The sequence below is a fragment of the Paenibacillus auburnensis genome (assembly GCF_927798115.1).
GTDB lineage: Bacteria > Bacillota > Bacilli > Paenibacillales > Paenibacillaceae > Paenibacillus_AQ > Paenibacillus_AQ auburnensis.
Window position 1 is genome coordinate 2234835 of sequence record NZ_CAKMMG010000001.1, and the last position, 16709, is coordinate 2251543.

Annotated in this window: 10 protein-coding genes; 3 read left to right on the forward strand and 7 right to left on the reverse strand. The window is 50.4% G+C overall.

Features of this window, described 5'->3' with window-relative positions; translation table 11 throughout:
- Nucleotides 1–242: 242 nt before the first annotated feature.
- Nucleotides 243–3002, reverse strand: a complete 2760-nt coding sequence (locus L6H70_RS10360; RefSeq protein ID WP_236332527.1) for an AfsR/SARP family transcriptional regulator — start codon at nucleotides 3000–3002, stop codon at nucleotides 243–245.
- 387 nt (nucleotides 3003–3389) lie between these two features.
- Here L6H70_RS10360 and L6H70_RS10365 point away from each other — a divergent pair, with 387 nt between their 5' ends.
- Genes L6H70_RS10365 through L6H70_RS28685 form a run of 3 tightly spaced genes read left to right on the forward strand, consistent with a single transcriptional unit; the run spans nucleotide 3390 to nucleotide 11028 of the window.
- Nucleotides 3390–6122 (forward strand): S8 family serine peptidase, encoded by a 2733-nt coding sequence (locus tag L6H70_RS10365; RefSeq protein ID WP_236332529.1) that lies wholly within the window; start codon nucleotides 3390–3392, stop codon nucleotides 6120–6122.
- Nucleotides 6123–6156: 34 nt separating this feature from the next.
- Nucleotides 6157–6615, forward strand: a complete 459-nt coding sequence (locus tag L6H70_RS10370) for a hypothetical protein (RefSeq protein ID WP_236332530.1) — start codon at nucleotides 6157–6159, stop codon at nucleotides 6613–6615.
- 39 nt (nucleotides 6616–6654) lie between these two features.
- Complete coding sequence (locus tag L6H70_RS28685; protein ID WP_279306742.1) at nucleotides 6655–11028, forward strand: S8 family serine peptidase; 4374 nt, start codon at nucleotides 6655–6657, stop codon at nucleotides 11026–11028.
- 82 nt (nucleotides 11029–11110) lie between these two features.
- On the opposite strand, the gene pseI is transcribed toward L6H70_RS28685, so the two are convergent.
- Genes pseI through L6H70_RS10415 form a run of 6 tightly spaced genes read right to left on the reverse strand, consistent with a single transcriptional unit; the run spans nucleotide 11111 to nucleotide 16702 of the window.
- A complete protein-coding gene (gene pseI / locus L6H70_RS10390) occupies nucleotides 11111–12160 on the reverse strand; it encodes a pseudaminic acid synthase (protein ID WP_236332532.1) in 1050 nt (349 codons plus the stop codon).
- Nucleotides 12138–12710: a UDP-4-amino-4,6-dideoxy-N-acetyl-beta-L-altrosamine N-acetyltransferase gene (gene pseH / locus L6H70_RS10395; RefSeq protein WP_236332534.1), complete on the reverse strand. Its 573-nt coding sequence runs from the start codon at nucleotides 12708–12710 to the stop codon at nucleotides 12138–12140. Before pseH ends, pseI begins: the two co-directional genes overlap by 23 nt.
- Nucleotides 12694–13773 (reverse strand): UDP-2,4-diacetamido-2,4,6-trideoxy-beta-L-altropyranose hydrolase, encoded by a 1080-nt coding sequence (gene pseG / locus L6H70_RS10400; protein ID WP_236332536.1) that lies wholly within the window; start codon nucleotides 13771–13773, stop codon nucleotides 12694–12696. Before pseG ends, pseH begins: the two co-directional genes overlap by 17 nt.
- A gap of 2 nt (nucleotides 13774–13775) precedes the next feature.
- Nucleotides 13776–14528 carry a cytidylyltransferase domain-containing protein gene (locus tag L6H70_RS10405; protein WP_236332538.1) on the reverse strand — a complete coding sequence of 251 codons (753 nt, stop codon included), beginning with the start codon at nucleotides 14526–14528 and terminating at the stop codon, nucleotides 13776–13778.
- Between the two features lie 15 nt (nucleotides 14529–14543).
- The gene (pseC, locus tag L6H70_RS10410; protein WP_236332540.1) at nucleotides 14544–15740 is read right to left on the reverse strand and encodes a UDP-4-amino-4,6-dideoxy-N-acetyl-beta-L-altrosamine transaminase; all 1197 of its coding nucleotides are present in this window, start codon (nucleotides 15738–15740) and stop codon (nucleotides 14544–14546) included.
- Nucleotides 15737–16702 carry an NAD-dependent epimerase/dehydratase family protein gene (locus L6H70_RS10415; protein WP_236332543.1) on the reverse strand — a complete coding sequence of 322 codons (966 nt, stop codon included), beginning with the start codon at nucleotides 16700–16702 and terminating at the stop codon, nucleotides 15737–15739. Before L6H70_RS10415 ends, pseC begins: the two co-directional genes overlap by 4 nt.
- Nucleotides 16703–16709: the final 7 nt, after the last annotated feature.

Sequence of the window (16709 nt, forward strand, 5' to 3'; positions counted from 1 at the left end):
CTCCCATTCAGAAAAATTGATCTTAGTGTGTAATATAAAATTACACAAAATTCATATTCCCGGGCAATTCATGCTGTAATCCTACTTTAAATGCAAAACAGGAAATTGTAAATGTTAATTAACATCCCATCGTGATATCGAGCTGCGCACAGAAAAAGCCCCAATATCCACTTATATATGGATATTGAGGCCGCCTGAAGCCCTGCTTCTCTCTGATTAGAATCCAGGATGGATTATCAGTGTTACTCGGACCATTCCTGTGATATCCGGTTCATCCGCTCCGCTACCGACTGGGCATATGCGTGTAAGTCAAAGGATTTCAGCATATAGATATAAGCCTGAACATTTTTGTGATTGAACGGATCCTTCGTACAGAGCTTTTCATAGTACTCCATACTCCGGTAATGATCCCCTTGCCCGGCGAAATGCTCGGCCAGCGTGCTCAGGATATGCAGATATTTGATCCGCAGCCGTTCACGTTCCGTTTCAATGAAGGCTTCGTATCTGTATTCCTCCAGCAAATCGCCCTTATATAGCTGTTCCGCACGGATCAGCTCCTGAATATCGCTGGTTTCCCGGCTCACCTCCAAAAAAGCGGCAAGGTCCAAATCCACAAGTCCGGTGTTCAGCGAGTAAAGTCCGTCGACATTTTTAATATACCGGGAATTGCGCCCCGGATTGCCGCCCGGCTCCAGGGTGCTTCTAAGGACGGATAAGGCAACATACAGCTGATTCTGCGCCGGGCCGAGCAGCTGATCCTTGAACAGCTCCTCGATAATCATATCCTGCGGCGTTCTTGCCTTATGATTCACAATCAGAAACAGCAGCAGCCTTAAGCTGGCTTTCCTGCGTACCACAACAGGCTGATTATTGAAGCTGATGGTGAGCGGACCCAGCACCCCGATTTGCAGCAGTGGCGCGGCTTCTTCTTCAATAACTATGGCTGCTTTAGCCTGCTGCTCCTGCTGATAGCGGCTCACAATGAAGGGATAGCCGTTCTTCTCACATACCCCGCTGAGCTCCTGCCACTTCAGCCCGGCTGCCTCGGTGTCCTGCTGCCGCAGCAGCAGAGCATACTGTGCCGAGACTACATGCGCGAACAGGAACTTGAACGGATGCAGCACCTGGTAAGCGATGTCGAGGCAAGGTCCGGCTTCCAGCAGACGGCCGGCGCTCACATAGGCCCGGGCCAGATAAATATGGGACAGTCCGATATCCCGGTCAAACCCGAAGTCCTCGGCAAGCTGGACGGTTCTCTGCGCCCATTCGATAGCCAAGGGAACATCCTGGAGGAGATTATAGAGCTTGCATCTGCTGCAGTACAGGAAGAACAGAAGCGCATCATCATTTCCCTGGCTGCACTCCAGCGCTTTCTCCAAATACTCTACAGCTTCTGGAGCCCCGTCCTCAATCAGGGTATCCGCTATCCCGCTTAAAGCATAAGGAAGGAAATGCAGATCGCCCTCCGATTCTGCCAGGAACAGGCAGCGCTGTGCGCAAGCCTTGGCTTCTGCGGTCTGCCCCAGATTAAGCAGCAAATCGGCCTGAAAGTTAAGACTGAGCATCATCATCGGCTGATCCTGCACCCGCTCGAAGGTACGCAGCGCAGCTTCCGAGAGTGCCTTGGCCCGTCCGAGGTCTCCGGTCAGCTTATATATTCCTGCTAATTGCTGGCGGATCAGCGCAGCCCCCATCTGCTGCTGCCGGTTCTCGAGGCTGGTCAGGTTCTGCTCCAGCAGTTCGATGAGATTATGCAAGATATACAAAGGGATGCAGCGGTATAGAAAAATAGAGGATTCAATATAGTGGTGATCAAAAAATTCTTCCAGCCAGCTTTGCAGCAGCACAATAAATTCCTGCGGCTGATAACGGACCTGGAGCACCCGCATCAGCCTGCCCGCATTCACGAAATCCCTGCCCAGGATGGAGTGGGCAAAAGCCGGAAAAAACTGATGATTGCCTTCATAGATGCCGCTCAGCTTCAAGTGGTCCTGATTAATAACACTGCGGCTTGTTTCCTGGCGGTACTGCTTCAGCAGGAAGGAACGGAACAATTTATGATAGCGGAAGGTCTGTTCACTGGCATTGACGGTAAAGGTGAACCGCTTGATCAGCAGCGCCGGGACCTCCTCATCCGCCGGGTCCAAATACTGGCGGATGACGGAAAGGTCCAGTTCCCGCATGATGCTGGTCTTCAGCAGAAAAGAACGAAATGCAGGAGTCTGCAGCTCAAGGACTTCCCTGTCCATATAATCGTAAAGATGCGGAATATCCGCGAACTTCGGCAGAATGCGGCCTCGTTCCTCCATGGATTTCCCCTCCACCGCATCACGGATCAGCTCCAGGCTGGCCGGCCAGCCTTCAGTTGTATACAGGATATATTCTATTTCATGATCTGCCAGGGGTGCAGCCGGCAGATCATGAAAGAAGGCGGCGATCTCTTCCTTCGTAAAGGCAAGCTCCGACTTGCTGATATTGAAATAATTCCGGCGCAATTTATATGAAGCATAAGGTAGGGATGGCAGCAGCTGGCCGACTAGAACAAAGCGGATGCCCGGCGGTGTTTCATTCAGCAGTCTTTCCAGCAGATCAAGAATATCCTCTGCCCCCTGGATGACATGCGCATGGTCGAGAATAATATACAACTCTTCCGGCCAGTTGGAGAGTGTATGCAACAGCTCTTCCACACCTGGATGAATAAACTTTGGCAGGCGGAGGCAGTCAGGCCGCTGCTTCAGCTGTTTGCCCAAGGCTGCCAGCAAATGAGAAATGAAGATGCCGGCGGAACTGTCGCTATCATGCAGCTGGTACCACACCACCGGCAATCCCCGGTCCAGCATATAACTGGAGAGCAACGCTGTTTTGCCGTAACCGGGTTCCGCAACGACTGTCATCATCTTCACCCGGCGGTGACGGTCCAGAAGCTCATACAGACGGGGCCGGGGCAAATAGTACGGACTGTCCGGAATAGTGATCCTGTTATTGTTTTCATGTATATTCAATCCGTCTTCACCTCGCTGTACAGCATTATAATTTGAACTCTTCCACAGCAATCCTTTAGCTAAATAACGTTAGAAACATTTACACCATTATAACCTACTCCTTCATTTATTTTTTAAAATTATGATATTTTTCCGCTCTAAAAGCATTTAATGGCGCTTACATCAGCCTTTCGGGATAGTTTTGTAAGATTACAGTAAGGTCAGCCCGGTATCATATATCACATGTCATATATGTTGACTTTAGGTTAGCCGAATGGATTGGTTAACGGTATCCCATTATGGAGGTGAACGTTTCAGCAATTCCACATCCGCTTGAAATACCGGATACAGGTATGAGGGGCAAAACCAATAGAAATGAATTTCGCGTTCAATCAGGAGGGTAAAAACTTGAGAAAAGAATGGTTTAGTAAGTCTATTACGATCATGGCCTTTACATCGCTCTTGATTGGCTCAGTCGGGAGCGCCTTCGCTGCCCAGAATGCTTCAGCCAACCCGCGGAAAAGCGGATGGAATGCAGAAACCGCACCGAAAGAAAAGGTCGTTCAAGTAGTTTCTGCAGCCGGCGGGGGGAACGAGAGCAGTGAGCCTAAGCTGATTCCTTCCGGTGAAGCTGCCTATGACAGCAGCCGGATTATCGTAAAGTACAAACCCGGTTTCAGCTCACCTTCCAGTTCCATTCTGGATTCCAGCATCCTTAAGAATAGCAGCAAGCTCTCCAGCATTAATGCAGAGGCTTTGTCGCTCCCTGAATCTACCGATATTGAACCGCTGCTTGCCAAACTGAATAAAGACCCCAATGTCCTCTACGCCGAGCCCAACTACAAGCTGTATCCCGCTGCAAGCGGCACACTCCCGAACGACACCTATTTCAAGGACCAGTGGGCACTGCTGAACACGGGACAGGATCCCGCAGGGTTCAATAGCCCCGGCTTACCGGGAATTGATATCAAGGCTACGGAAGCCTGGAATATTACCCAAGGCAGCAGCGATCTCATTGTTGCAGTCATTGATACCGGCGTGTTCACCGACCATCCTGATCTGGCGGACAACATCTGGACCAACAAAAAGGATTATGCCGGTAACGGCAAGGATGATGACAACAACGGCTATATAGACGACGTTCACGGCTGGAACTTCATTGATCATACGAATCAGCTCTATGATGCGGTGGACGGAGACTGGCACGGAACAGCCGTAGCCGGGATTATCGCAGCTGAATCGAATAACGGCATCGGCGTTGCGGGCATCGCTCCGAATGTAAAGCTTATGCCGCTCAAGTTCATCAAAGGCGAATATGGCACTGAGCTTGCTCTGATCGAAGCTATTCAATATGCCGAGAAGAACGGAGCCAAGATCGCCAACATCAGTGCAGAAATGTACACCTACAGCCAAGCGCTGAAGGATGTCATTGACGCCTCAAAAATGCTCATTGTGGCACCCTCCGGCAACTATAACGTGAATACAGATGCTACTCCCGCTTACCCGGCTGCCTATGACAGCCCCAATATTCTCTCCGTCACGGCAGTCGATAACACGGGCAATCTGGCACCAAACTCTAATATCGGGATGGAATCCGTAGACGTGGCCGCACCAGGCTTGGAAGTATGGACCACTGCGCCGGTAAACAATCCGGGGCTGTCCGCTCAAATCGAGGAAGGCCAGTCCAAAATTATTTTTAACGGAATCGCCTTCGAGAATATGCTCGATGAGGAGGATGCCGACCAGGATTACCGTCAGGATGCCTTTGACAGGGCGCTGGATTATCTTGGTGCCTCCAAGTACGACCCGTCCGCCAGAATCCTCCTTGTGCAGGATGACGGCTCCAACATCGCTCCTTATCCCTCCAGCCCCAAGCTGTCAAAGTACAAGGAATTACTTGAGGATTATGAAGGCTTTGATGAAGACAGAGACATCGTGACCTCTGCGCCTGACGGCGGCGACGGGCCTTCCACAGAGAAGATGAAGGAATATGACGTGGTGATCTGGTTTACAGGCAGTGCCTCCTTTGAAAAATATCAGAATATCACTGAAAACGACCAGACCCATCTTAAAGATTATCTGAAGGACGGCGGAAGCCTGTTGCTGACCGGCTCTCATCCCTTGCACAAAATTGAGGGCTCCGCCTTCGTGAGCGATGTCCTGCATCTGTACTTCAAAGAGGAGTTCATGTGGGAATACGTAGTCGGACTTCCCGGAACCATCTACGAAGGTGTCCGTTATCCGCTGAATGAAGACAGAGACAGCTATAACTGGGTAATCTCCAGAGACCCGTCCATTGCCAAGATCAACCTGGAATTCATTATGCCGGAGCCGAAAAGCGTGTACTCCTATGCATGGGGAACCTCCATCGCTGCCGCCAATGCCTCGGGTGCAGCGGCGTTAGTGCTCAGTCAGGATCCATCACTCAGTCCACTCGCTGTTAAGCATCGGATCATGAGCAGCGGCACACGGCTCAGCTCACTGACCGGCCGTGTGGCCAGCGGAGCCATGGTCAACGCTTATCAGGCACTGACGGATGATGATATTCCCGGCACCCCTTACTCTGGCGGCAGCCTCACTAACCGCCTGGATCAGGACACGGATGTAAATGATGTCTACTCCATCGAGCTCCATGCCGGCGAGAATATCAGCGTCGCGCTGTCCGGGGATAAAACGGCCGACTTCGATCTGTACCTGTACTCTCCCGAAGCGGTAACCGTTCAAGGGAACAAGGATGTCCTGGCGTACTCGGAAAACCAGGGAACTTCCTCCGAATCCATAGAATACACAGTTACCGAGACCGGGACCTACTACCTGGACGTTTATGCCTTCAAGGGCAGCGGCAGTTACACGCTTAGCGTTGCCACCGACAATCTGTCAGGCAGCTATGAAGATACCAGCAGTTCTCTGGCTTTCACCGGCCCTTGGGCACAGGTCAGCAGCAGCGCGTACTCCGGAACCACCGCTAAGCAGATTAACGCGAAGGGCAAGGTTGAATTTGCCTTTGTCGGCAGCTATATAAGCTGGACCGGCTCCAAGAATGACAAGCAGGGCATCGCCGATGTCTATATCGACGGAATCAAGGTGGCCTGGGCCCTCACTGTTCAGCAAAGCTTCTCTGGACAACCAGCTGATTTATGAAAAAATCGTCCCTTACGGACAGCACACCTTCAGGGTGGAATGGACCGGTAAGACCGATCCAAATGCCAAAAAGACCGGCACTGCCTTTATCAATGTCGATGCCTTCACCGTTGCCCGTCTGGTTCAGGAGGATGATCCCTCTACCACTTACAGCGGAGCCTGGCAGACCAACTTCAGCCTGAAGAATTTCGGCGGGATTGCCAAATACACGAAAAGTCCGGGAGCTTATGCCCAGTTCAAATTCGAAGGCACCCAGGTTCAGCTGCTCGCAAATACCGGACCGGGCCGTGGCCAGGCTGATATCTATATTGATAATAAGCTAGTGAGTTCAGTTGATATGTACAGCACAGCTCCGGGCTTCCGGACGGTCATCTTCGAATCGGGCGTCTTGCCGGCCGGGAAGCACACCTTGCGAGTGGAACATAACGGGGAGAAAAACGCAGCTTCCAGCGGAACTTATATTTCGGTGGATGCCATCTCCACCCTGCAATAACACAGGTGATCATCTTCTCAAGAAATGGGGAACCAGAAATTGGCTAAATTAATAAGTAAACCATCCGTCGCGCTGTTCACTTCCGTCCTTCTGCTGGCTGCTCCTCTGGGCAGTCCGGCATCGGCAGCCGGAACTGCGCCGGCACCCGTAACACTTGCCGATCTGCTTAATCCGTCACAGCCGCTTATCCCAGCCTCATTGTCTGCCGCGCTGGAAGCGGCCAATCCGGCGCAGTCTCTGGCTGCAGCCGCAGCTCCAGCCGTCGTGGACAAGAACATCGACACGGCCTCTTCCGATAAAATCAGTGTCATCATCCAGCTCAGCGGCCAGGCTGTATCCGAAGCCAGACATTCGGCCAGCCAGTCCAGACGCTCCTTCTCGGTGCAATCGGCTGAACAATCCGTAATGTCGGAGCAAACTGCATTTAAGAATACCGCCAGCTCCAAGGGTATCGCGATGAAGGTCAACTACCAGTACAATACGGTGCTGAATGGTATGGAGGTTACCGTCAGCGCCAATCAGATTCCGAAGCTGGCCCAGCTCACCGGGGTCAAGGCCATCAGCCTGAACAGCACTTATTATCCGATTCCCCTGATCGAAGCTCCGGCTGCGGAGGGCAGCACCAGTGCTAACTTCGAAATAGATCCACTTGCGCAGATCGGTGCCGACACTGCCTGGCAGAGCGGATTCACAGGCAAAGGCGTAAAGGTTGGCGTTATTGATACCGGCGTTGACTACAAGCACCCCGATTTGAAGAATGCCTACAAAGGCGGCTATGATTCCTTCTACCAGGATAATGATCCCTATGAAGAGATTCCTGCGATCTTCGGCTTCGAGGGCACCAGCCACGGCACCCATGTGGCCGGAACCATTGTCGGACGCGGAGAGAATACCAGCTCCGAGGTCGTCCAGAAAGGGGTCGCTTACGAGGCCGACCTCTATGCTTATAAGGTGCTGGGGGCAACCTATGATGAGGGGAGCGGATTATACAAAACCTCCGGTACCTCGGCTCAGGTCATCGACGGCATTGAGCATGCCGTCAAGGATGGCATGGATGTCATTAATCTGTCGCTCGGCTCGGACCTTGAGAAAGGCCCGGATTCGCCGGATTCCATCGCCGTGAATAATGCCGTGCTCTCCGGTGTCGTTGCCGTTGTAGCAAACGGAAATGCCGGAGCCGACGGCAAATATTATTATTCCATGGGCTCACCGGCCAGCTCCCAGCTGGCGATTTCCGTAGCCGCCGCCACTAGCACCAGCATCCATTACAGTGCCAATTTCAGTGCACAGCTGACAGACACAGTAACAGAAGAAGTGTACTCCGTGACAGACACAGTCTACTCCGATCTTCTCGGCTGGAGTTATAAAGGCGATAATTTCGGGGAGCTGCTGGGAACCGAACCGCTGGATGCAGTATATGCGGGACTAGGGGATTACAGCGACTATATCGAAGTCGGCGACGTTACAGGTAAGGTGGTTGTAGTCTCGCGCGGCAACCTGACGTTTGTAGATAAGGTCGCTATTGCCAAGAGCTATGGAGCAAAAGCTCTGATCATCTTCAACGGTAATTCCCTGGAAGGATCGGAGGAGGCCGATCTCTCCGTAAGCATTCCCGGACGTGATGGCCCGATTGGGGATGTAGGTTTCCTTGGAGATGATTATGCCCATATTCCAACCTTTGACATGGCGGGTGCTGCAGGACGGGCCTTGGCCCGGGAGATTCTCGCGAATCCGGATAAACCGCTGCATATTACCTTCGGCAAGGACTTTCCGATGACTATAAAGCCTGGCGACACGATTGCCAGCTTCAGCTCACGCGGACCGAATTCAGATGATAATTACGGCATTAAGCCGGACATCAGCGCACCGGGCGTGAACATTTTGTCCACGCTGCCGGAATACGCCGCCTATTACGGTGATCCTGAATATTCTTATTATTTTGACAGCGAGCCTAGTTATGATCTGGCCTATCACCGTTCCAGCGGCACCAGCATGGCCTCTCCGCACATCGCAGGTCTTGCGGTATTAATGACGCAGGCGCATCCGGACTGGACGCCGCTCGACATCCGGGCTGCGCTGGCCAACACGGCAGATGTCATCTCCGATGAGAGCGGCACGCCATACGATGTGTACTCCCAAGGCTCCGGACGGGCCGATGTGGCCAGCGCCCTGGTTACACCGGCTGTAGTGGAGGCCCTTGATCCGATTACCATCTATGATGAGAAAATGAATGCTTCAGTCATCGAGAGCGAAGCCAGCAATTTGAGCTTCGGAGCCATTGAACCGGGTTCCGCTCCGTTGTCCAAACCGCTGCGGCTCAAAAACTTCTCCGGTGAGAAAGTGACCTACACCGCTTCCGTAGTGATGCACCCAAGTGTGACATCCGATCCTTCCGATCCGATCGCCACTCCGGATGTGAGCGACATTGAGATGACGCTTGGCGGCCTTGATGCCTATTCCACCATCACTGCCGCCGCAGACTCCAGTACCTCCTTCACCCTATCTGCCCAAGCTGCGGATAGTGCAGCCCACGGTGTATATGAAGGCGAAATCCTGCTGCAGAGTCCGGGGCTTCCTCCGCTGCATCTGCCATTTGTGATCCATGTCGGCAGCGATGTTGCCGATAACGATTTTGGCCTGGTTAATGGAAATCTGACCAACAAAAGAATCTCTCCGGCTGCTCCAGCCGATCTGTCGGTCACCCTGGCGAATGATCATACCAACTTCATGGTGGTTGAAGTCAATGGTCTCAGCGAGGGCTATATCGGACGAATTTCCGACTGGTATGATCTGAACACCGAGACCCAGACGCTGTCTACACTTCCTGAAGGCAGAGTGAACTTCGAAAATATTGACGGAAGCTACTCGGACGGAACCGTAGATGAGTACGGAAATTACGTAATTAAGCATCTGGAGCCGGGACAATATAAGCTTGGCGTATATGCGGTGCAATATGACGAGAGCTTCGAGGTCACAGATGTGCAGCTTGTAAACATGACGTTCTATATGGTGGGAGAAGACGGAGAGACTTCCCTGCCAACTGAGCCTACACCAGATCCGGGCAGCGGGGGCGGCGGTGCAACACCAACACCAGCGCCAACGCCAACCCCTACTCAAGCGCCAGGTAATGGTGGCGGCGGTGGCGGTGGCGGAGCTGCTGCACCGGCACCAACCGCAAGCAGCAGTCCGGCAAGCCCTGCGGAACCGCTATCGGCCGTAGTTGAACCAGGGCAAACCATTGCCGCCCTTACCGCAACCTCTGCTCCGGACGGAGATCAGACCGTATTCACGATCACCAATGCTGAGCTTCAGAAGGCGCTGGATGCAAAGACAGCTTCTACCGTCTACAGTGTCACTGCCGCCTCAACAGAGAACGGCAGCGCCAAGGCCAGTCTGAAGCTGACAGCTGAGCAAGTGAAGCTGCTGCAGTCCGCACCTGCGGACAGTGCACTCGCCTTCACCTGGAACAGTGCATCGGTATCCCTGCCGCTGTCCGCTCTATCTGGACTTGCAGCCAATGCCGGTCTGACCGTCTCGATCGCACCAGATACCACTAGCAAGGCGGCATTTGCCACAGGCTACGCTAGTGCGGCGATACTCGGAACGCCGTATACCTTCGAAGCTGTTTCGATAGTGGCAGGCGTTCCCTCCAAAGTCACCTTCGCACCGGATCAGATCGTCCACCGGGCCTTCCTGCTGGATAAAGGCATTAATGCCGCGAATGCAGGCGCACTGTATACAGAGGGCGGCCAGGTATATCCTGTGCCTGCCAAGTTCAAGACATTAACGGATGGATCAACCTTAGTCACTATCAGCCGTCCGGGCCTCTCCACTTATGCAGCTGCAACGAGAGCGATCACCTTCACGGACATCGGCTCTTCCTGGGCGAAGAGCCAAATCCAGACCCTGGCCGGCAAGTTCATTCTGAACGGAACTTCAGCAAATACATTCTCGCCGAAGAATCCGGTCACCCGTGCAGAGTTTGCCTCCATGCTAGTGACCGCAATCGGACTGGATAAAGCCACAACAACGAATGCGTTCACTGATATCAAGGGAAGCGAATGGTATGCACAGGATGTGAATGCCGCCTATCAAGCCGGCCTGATCACCGGCTATGATGGAGGCTTCAGACCAAAAGACGAGATTACGCGCCAGGACCTGACTGTCATGCTGGCCAGAGCGGTTAAGCTGCTGGACATCAAGTTCACCAGCGGTACCGCAAGCGTGCCTTATGGCGATGCCGCAGCTTTCAGCAGCTACGCCAAGGACAGCATCCAGGCGGTCAGCGATGCCGGCCTGATGCAGGGCGAAAGCCAGCAGGGGCAGTTCATTTTCCACCCTGCCCTGCCAACCACCCGCGAAGCCGCAGCCAAGGTGCTGTATCAGCTGCTTAGCTTAGGCGGACTGATTTAGAAGGCTATAACGAAGAAGCCCCCTGCCATCGGGAAGCTGATGGCAGGGGGCTTTTCAATTCGCTAAATAACCCGTTGGCAAATTACAATAACAGCTCCCAGCTTAATGGAGTTCCCGCTTTCAGATCTCTTTTCATTTGCTTTCCGATAAGCAGATCATAATATTTCGGATCCAGACCGAAGCCTGGACGGATCACCCTTAGATTCGCTGTCGTCAACACTTCACCAGCCTTGATATCCTTAGCAATGTAAATGGACCGTCGGAATTGGAGGGAATGTTCTTCCTCCTTAGTTGGACCGATAGCAACCCCGCCCAGTGACCTCCACGCGGTATCCGTCTCTTTCACGAGGGCAGCGAATTCTTCCGGCTCCAGGGAAAAAGCAGCATCGACGCCGCCTTCCTCACGGTTAAGGGTAAAATGCTTTTCAATTACAGTGCTGCCAAGTGCTACACTTGCCACAGCCGCTCCAATTCCCAGGGTATGGTCGGATAGGCCCACCTGACAATGAAATACATCTCTTAAATAGGGAATCGTGTTCAGGTTCGAATTTTCAGGTGAAGCCGGATAGCTGCTTGTGCATTTTAATAAAATATAATCATCGCATCCTGCTTCCGAGATTGTCTTGACTACATTTTCAATTTCACCAAGCGAGGCCATGCCTGTTGAAATAATCATCGGCTTTCCTTTGGAAGCGACCTTTTGTAATAATGGGATGTCATTATTTTCGAAGGAGGCAATTTTGTAGCAGGGAACACCAAGGGATTCTAAAAATTCAAGCGAAGTTTCATCAAACGGTGTGCTAAACGGAATCATTCCTAATGCCTTACAGGATTCAAAAATCGGCTCATGCCATTCCCAAGGGGTATAGGCCTCTTTATAAAGATCAAATAATGACTTTCCTTTCCAGAGTCCATTCGATTCGATCCTGAAACCTCCGTCCTGGATCTGAAGTGTCATCGTATCAGGCGTATACGTTTGAATTTTGAATGCGTGCGCTCCTGCTTTTGCCGCTGCCTTGACTATTTCGAGCGCCCGGTCAAGGGACTGATTATGATTCCCTGACATTTCCGCTATGATAAACGGAGGGTGGCCGTTGCCTATCCGTCTGTTACCGATCGTTATTTCCTTCATTGGCCCTAACAACCTCCTCTTTCAGAAATTCACTTTGTTTCTCCCACTGTTCCTTGAATAGGCCCATTAACACCACATCAATATATTGATTATTTTTCAGAAGCTGCTTTACCAGCCTGCCTTCTTCGGCAAAACCTAATTTGTGGTGATAGGATAGGCTCCTCCGGTTAAAGTCCAGGATTTGAGCACAGACCTTCCTCATAGGCCTTTCTTTAAAAATGTAATCCAAAGCTAAGATCCCCATGGCCTTCCCGGACCCGCGGGGACAGGACGTATCTCCAATATAAAAGCCCCACTCACAGGTTTGGTTCTTGGGATCAATGTGTGAGAAGTTCACGAACCCAACTGGCTTTTCCTGATAAAAACACAGTTTAATCAGCTTCCCTGCATCCTTTTGCACAGCCTCTAACCAGCGGTAATGCTCCTCTAACGGGATCAGATCATCATGATTCATAAAAGGACGGATATGATCAGCGTTTCGCCATTCCCATACAAGGTTTATTTCGTTCCGGCCTAAATCCCCCAGTCTATAATCATGAATGGATGTCATTGTCCCCTCCCATAATCCTGTCTATGACCTCATTGAATTTATCCTCTCCCATAAGCTGAAGGGCCTGCTTAGACATCTCTTCCACCAGTGACGGGCTGGCAAGCATCGTGTTCAAACCATGCTCAATGCTTATAGCTGTAACTTCGGCACTATCCCCCAAGCAACAAGTTGCCCCCTGTTCATGCACCCGTTTGGTTATTTCCCTTTGATTATCCGCAGTTATAATGGAAAGTGAAGGTAATCCTAAATAACACCGCTCCCAGGTAGAGCTTCCGCCTGCGCCGATGGCAAAGTCGGCCTTCCGCATTAAATCTGCCATGTAATCAATCTGACAATGAAAAAATGCGTTCGCCATAGGGGTGCACAGTTGTTCAATGACATCCTTGTTTGTATTCATTTCACCTACTACGACATCAAGGTGTAAATTCGAATATTGGCGTTTATTTAATATTTGTAACGTCTTTAATGTTTCATGGGTAGGGTCTGTACCCCCAAAAAAGACAAGAATTCTGTTAATACTTCCATCACGCTCGGCCAGCTGCTTCTTCATTGACCGAAATTCAGGCCGAAGGATGGCATAACTGGTCCCCACTAACATCACACAGCTATCCGGGACTAAACCATGATAACGGTCCCCGGCAGATGAACTATTCTGATCCAGTACAATACTGCATTGATGCGGCCGGTCGGCTAAGTCATCGATTACAACAAGCTTCGCCACATTCGCTTCTATTAAGCTCTCCCAGCGTTGATCGATTCCATAATGGTCAATGATCAGGCAATCTACAGGGGAAGAGGCCATAAGAATTTGTAAGGTTTCCATCGCATCTGTTTTGAAGTCCACCCGTAGCCAGGATGCATCTGCCCGTTCACTCCGGAAAGGCAGTAAAAATACAGGATAGCCCTGGCCCCTAATATAGCTTGCCAGATTCCCGGGCAAATCACGGCAAATGAACGAAACCTTCGCCTGTCTGGTTTTAAGTTCATGAGCCAGTGTTAAACACCGCATGACATGGCCTGTACCCATTTCATATGAAGAATCGACCCGAAAGATTATATTCATTGTTATGCTCTCCTATGACCGTCTGCTTTCTTTTGTTCGATATGAGCGTTAATTAATACCCAATCCGGATTCTCCTGCAAAAGGGTGATCACATCATCCAGCGTGAACCCTTCCCTTCTTTTCCCGCACAGGGCCGTTATTAACCTCGACATTAATTCAAAATCCTCTTCTGTATCCACTGTGAGGCGATAAGAGCTTAAGTCTTTGCTGTGCTTAACTTGCCCTAATCTGAATACCTCAGGATGCTGGTACAAATACAAGGTAACATGTTCCCGTTCTGCAGCATTACCCGCTTCCTTAAACGTCTGTTCCAATACCTTCATGGAGAACACTTCAACATCATATCCACGCGGATAGGTTCTCTCTATAGTGTTAGATACATAATCAACGCGTTCTGAACGGGATAGAAATACATTTATTACCCTGTCTATCACAGCCGGGTCCAGTAACGGGCAGTCTGAAGTAAGACGGACAACGATATCTGCCCCATACCAACAAGCGGCCTGATAATACCTTGACAAGACATCGTCCTCCGGCCCACGGTAGTAATCCACCGCCATTCGTTTACACAAGTCGATGATGGGCTGTTCTGTATCTTTGGTCGTAGTAGCAATGACAATTTGGTCTATGGTTTTGGATCGTCTGACTTGCTCGATCTGATATTCCAGTACTGACTTGCCTGCAACTTCTTTCATAATTTTCCCCGGCAGTCTGGTCGATCCCATTCTTGCCTGTATGACCGCTACAATTTTCATAGGATCTCCTTCATATTATTTGGAGTAATAGTCCAAAACTTTATTTACAGCACAGATCACGTCGTGAACGTCCTGCTCTGACATCCCCTGGAACAACGGCAGCGTAATAATCCTGTTATACAATTGTTCCGCGTTCGGGCAACTCCCTTCCTGGTAACCGAGCTCTTGATAATAAGGTAAGAGATGCACAGGGATATAGTGCACATTAACACCAATGTTCTCCTTTAGCAGCGCTTCAAAGATATCCTTCCTGCTGCCGCTTAGCTGTTCCAAATTCAGAGCGATGATATACAGATGCCAGCTGGAGGCACCCTCACTACTTTGGTAAGGAATTTGAATAGCTTGGGTATGCCGGAATGCCTCATTATACATAGCCGCATATTTTTTCCTTAAATCAACAAACAGATCTAATTTCTTGAGCTGGCTTAGGCCAAGTGCTGCCTGGATATCCGTCAACCGGTAGTTATACCCTAGGAATTGCATTTCATAGTACCAGGGGCCATGATTCTGAATCATATGATCAGGGTTACGGGTAATGCCATGTGTCCGAAATTGCAGCAGCTTCTCATAATACAGCGGGTTGTTCGTCGTGATCATTCCGCCTTCTCCCGTTGTTATATGCTTTACAGGGTGAAAGCTGAACATTGTCATGTCGCCAATGGAGCCAATGCTTTTATTCTTATATTTTGCACCAAGCGCATGTGCCGCATCTTCAATCACGATTAAGTTATTGTCCCTGGCAATGGTATGGATCTCATCAAGCTCAGCCGGCTGGCCTGTAAAATGGACTGGAATGATTGCTTTTGTGCGTTCTGTTATCTTTTCCCTGATCCGCTTGGGATCCAGATTGTAGGTTAACGGATCGATGTCAGCGAAAACCGGTGTTGCTCCTTGATATAATATACAGTTGGCTGAAGCGGCAAAGGTCATTGGTGTGGTAATAACCTCATGCCCCGCGCCAATTCCGGCTGCATAGCAGGCGCCGTGTAAGGCTGCTGTTCCGCTTGTGAAGGCCACCGCATACTTCGCTCCTGTGAACCTTGCGATTTCAGCTTCAAACTGCTCAATGGCAGGGCCGGTCGTTATGAAATCACTTTGTAACACCTGAACAACCGAGGCAATATCTGCCTCATCGATGAATTGTCTTCCATAAGGCAAATAGTGACTGCGTACGGGAGTCCCTCCATGGATTGCTAATGTGCCGCCGCTCATGATTTAGACCGGTCCTTTCTATGGAAGGTTGATTGTATCCAGTTCTCTGTCCGCTTAATCCCCTCTTCAATCGTTACCTTAGGTGTCCAGGACAGGATTTTTTCAGCTTTTTGATAATTACACAGCAGCTTCTGGATCTCACTTTGCGGATGAATATGTGGAATATGATGAATAGGTGCCTTGCCCGCTGAAATAAGCTCTGCTAATTGATTGATGGAAATATCTTTCCCTGTACCTGCATTTACAATTTCTCCGTTTAGCTGATCGCTGTAACCCGCTTCAACCACAAAATCAGCACAATCCTCTACAAATAACAGATCCCGTGATTGGGTTCCGTCTCCATAGATATTTAAGGGTTCACCTTTTAATTTGTTATGAATGAAGATAGCCACGACTCCGCCTTCACCGCCGGTTTTCTGATAAGGCCCATACGTATTAAACGGTCTCACGACAACAACGGGCAAACCATAGGCGAAGAAATAGGATAACACCATATTTTCAGCGGCAATTTTGGCTCCAGCATAGGGGGAAGCAGGTTTGATCGGGGATTGCTCGTGAATTCCATGTTCGTCGCTTGCTCTGGCGTACACCATGCATGTACTCATAAAGACTATTTTCACATGCTGCTTTCTGCATTCTTCCAGCAAATAAAAAGTTGCAATAGTGTCGTTGTTAAACGTAGTTTCGGGGTCATCAATACTGTCTTGAACATTAATGCTGGCTGCGAGATGGTAACACAGATCAAAGGTGGTCTCACGGAAAAGCTCTATTAATGATTCTCGGTCCTTCAGATCCATAATTTTGACCATCTGCAGATGTTCATTGCCACTATACTCTTTCAAATTATCAAGGGATGAATTTGCTAAATTATCGATTACCCAGACCTTCTGTCCATCCTTCAATAAACGTCCAACGACCCATCGGCCAATAAAGCCAGTACCACCGGTTACGAGTATGTTCATAGTAAAC

Coding starts and splice junctions, on each gene's coding strand:
- L6H70_RS10415 (WP_236332543.1), bottom strand. CDS start 16,702: ATGAACATACTCGTAACCGGTGGTACTGGCTTTATTGGCCGATGGGTC.
- L6H70_RS10405 (WP_236332538.1), bottom strand. CDS start 14,528: ATGAAAATTGTAGCGGTCATACAGGCAAGAATGGGATCGACCAGACTG.
- pseI (WP_236332532.1), bottom strand. CDS start 12,160: ATGAAGGAAATAACGATCGGTAACAGACGGATAGGCAACGGCCACCCT.
- pseC (WP_236332540.1), bottom strand. CDS start 15,740: ATGAGCGGCGGCACATTAGCAATCCATGGAGGGACTCCCGTACGCAGT.
- pseH (WP_236332534.1), bottom strand. CDS start 12,710: ATGACATCCATTCATGATTATAGACTGGGGGATTTAGGCCGGAACGAA.
- pseG (WP_236332536.1), bottom strand. CDS start 13,773: ATGAATATAATCTTTCGGGTCGATTCTTCATATGAAATGGGTACAGGC.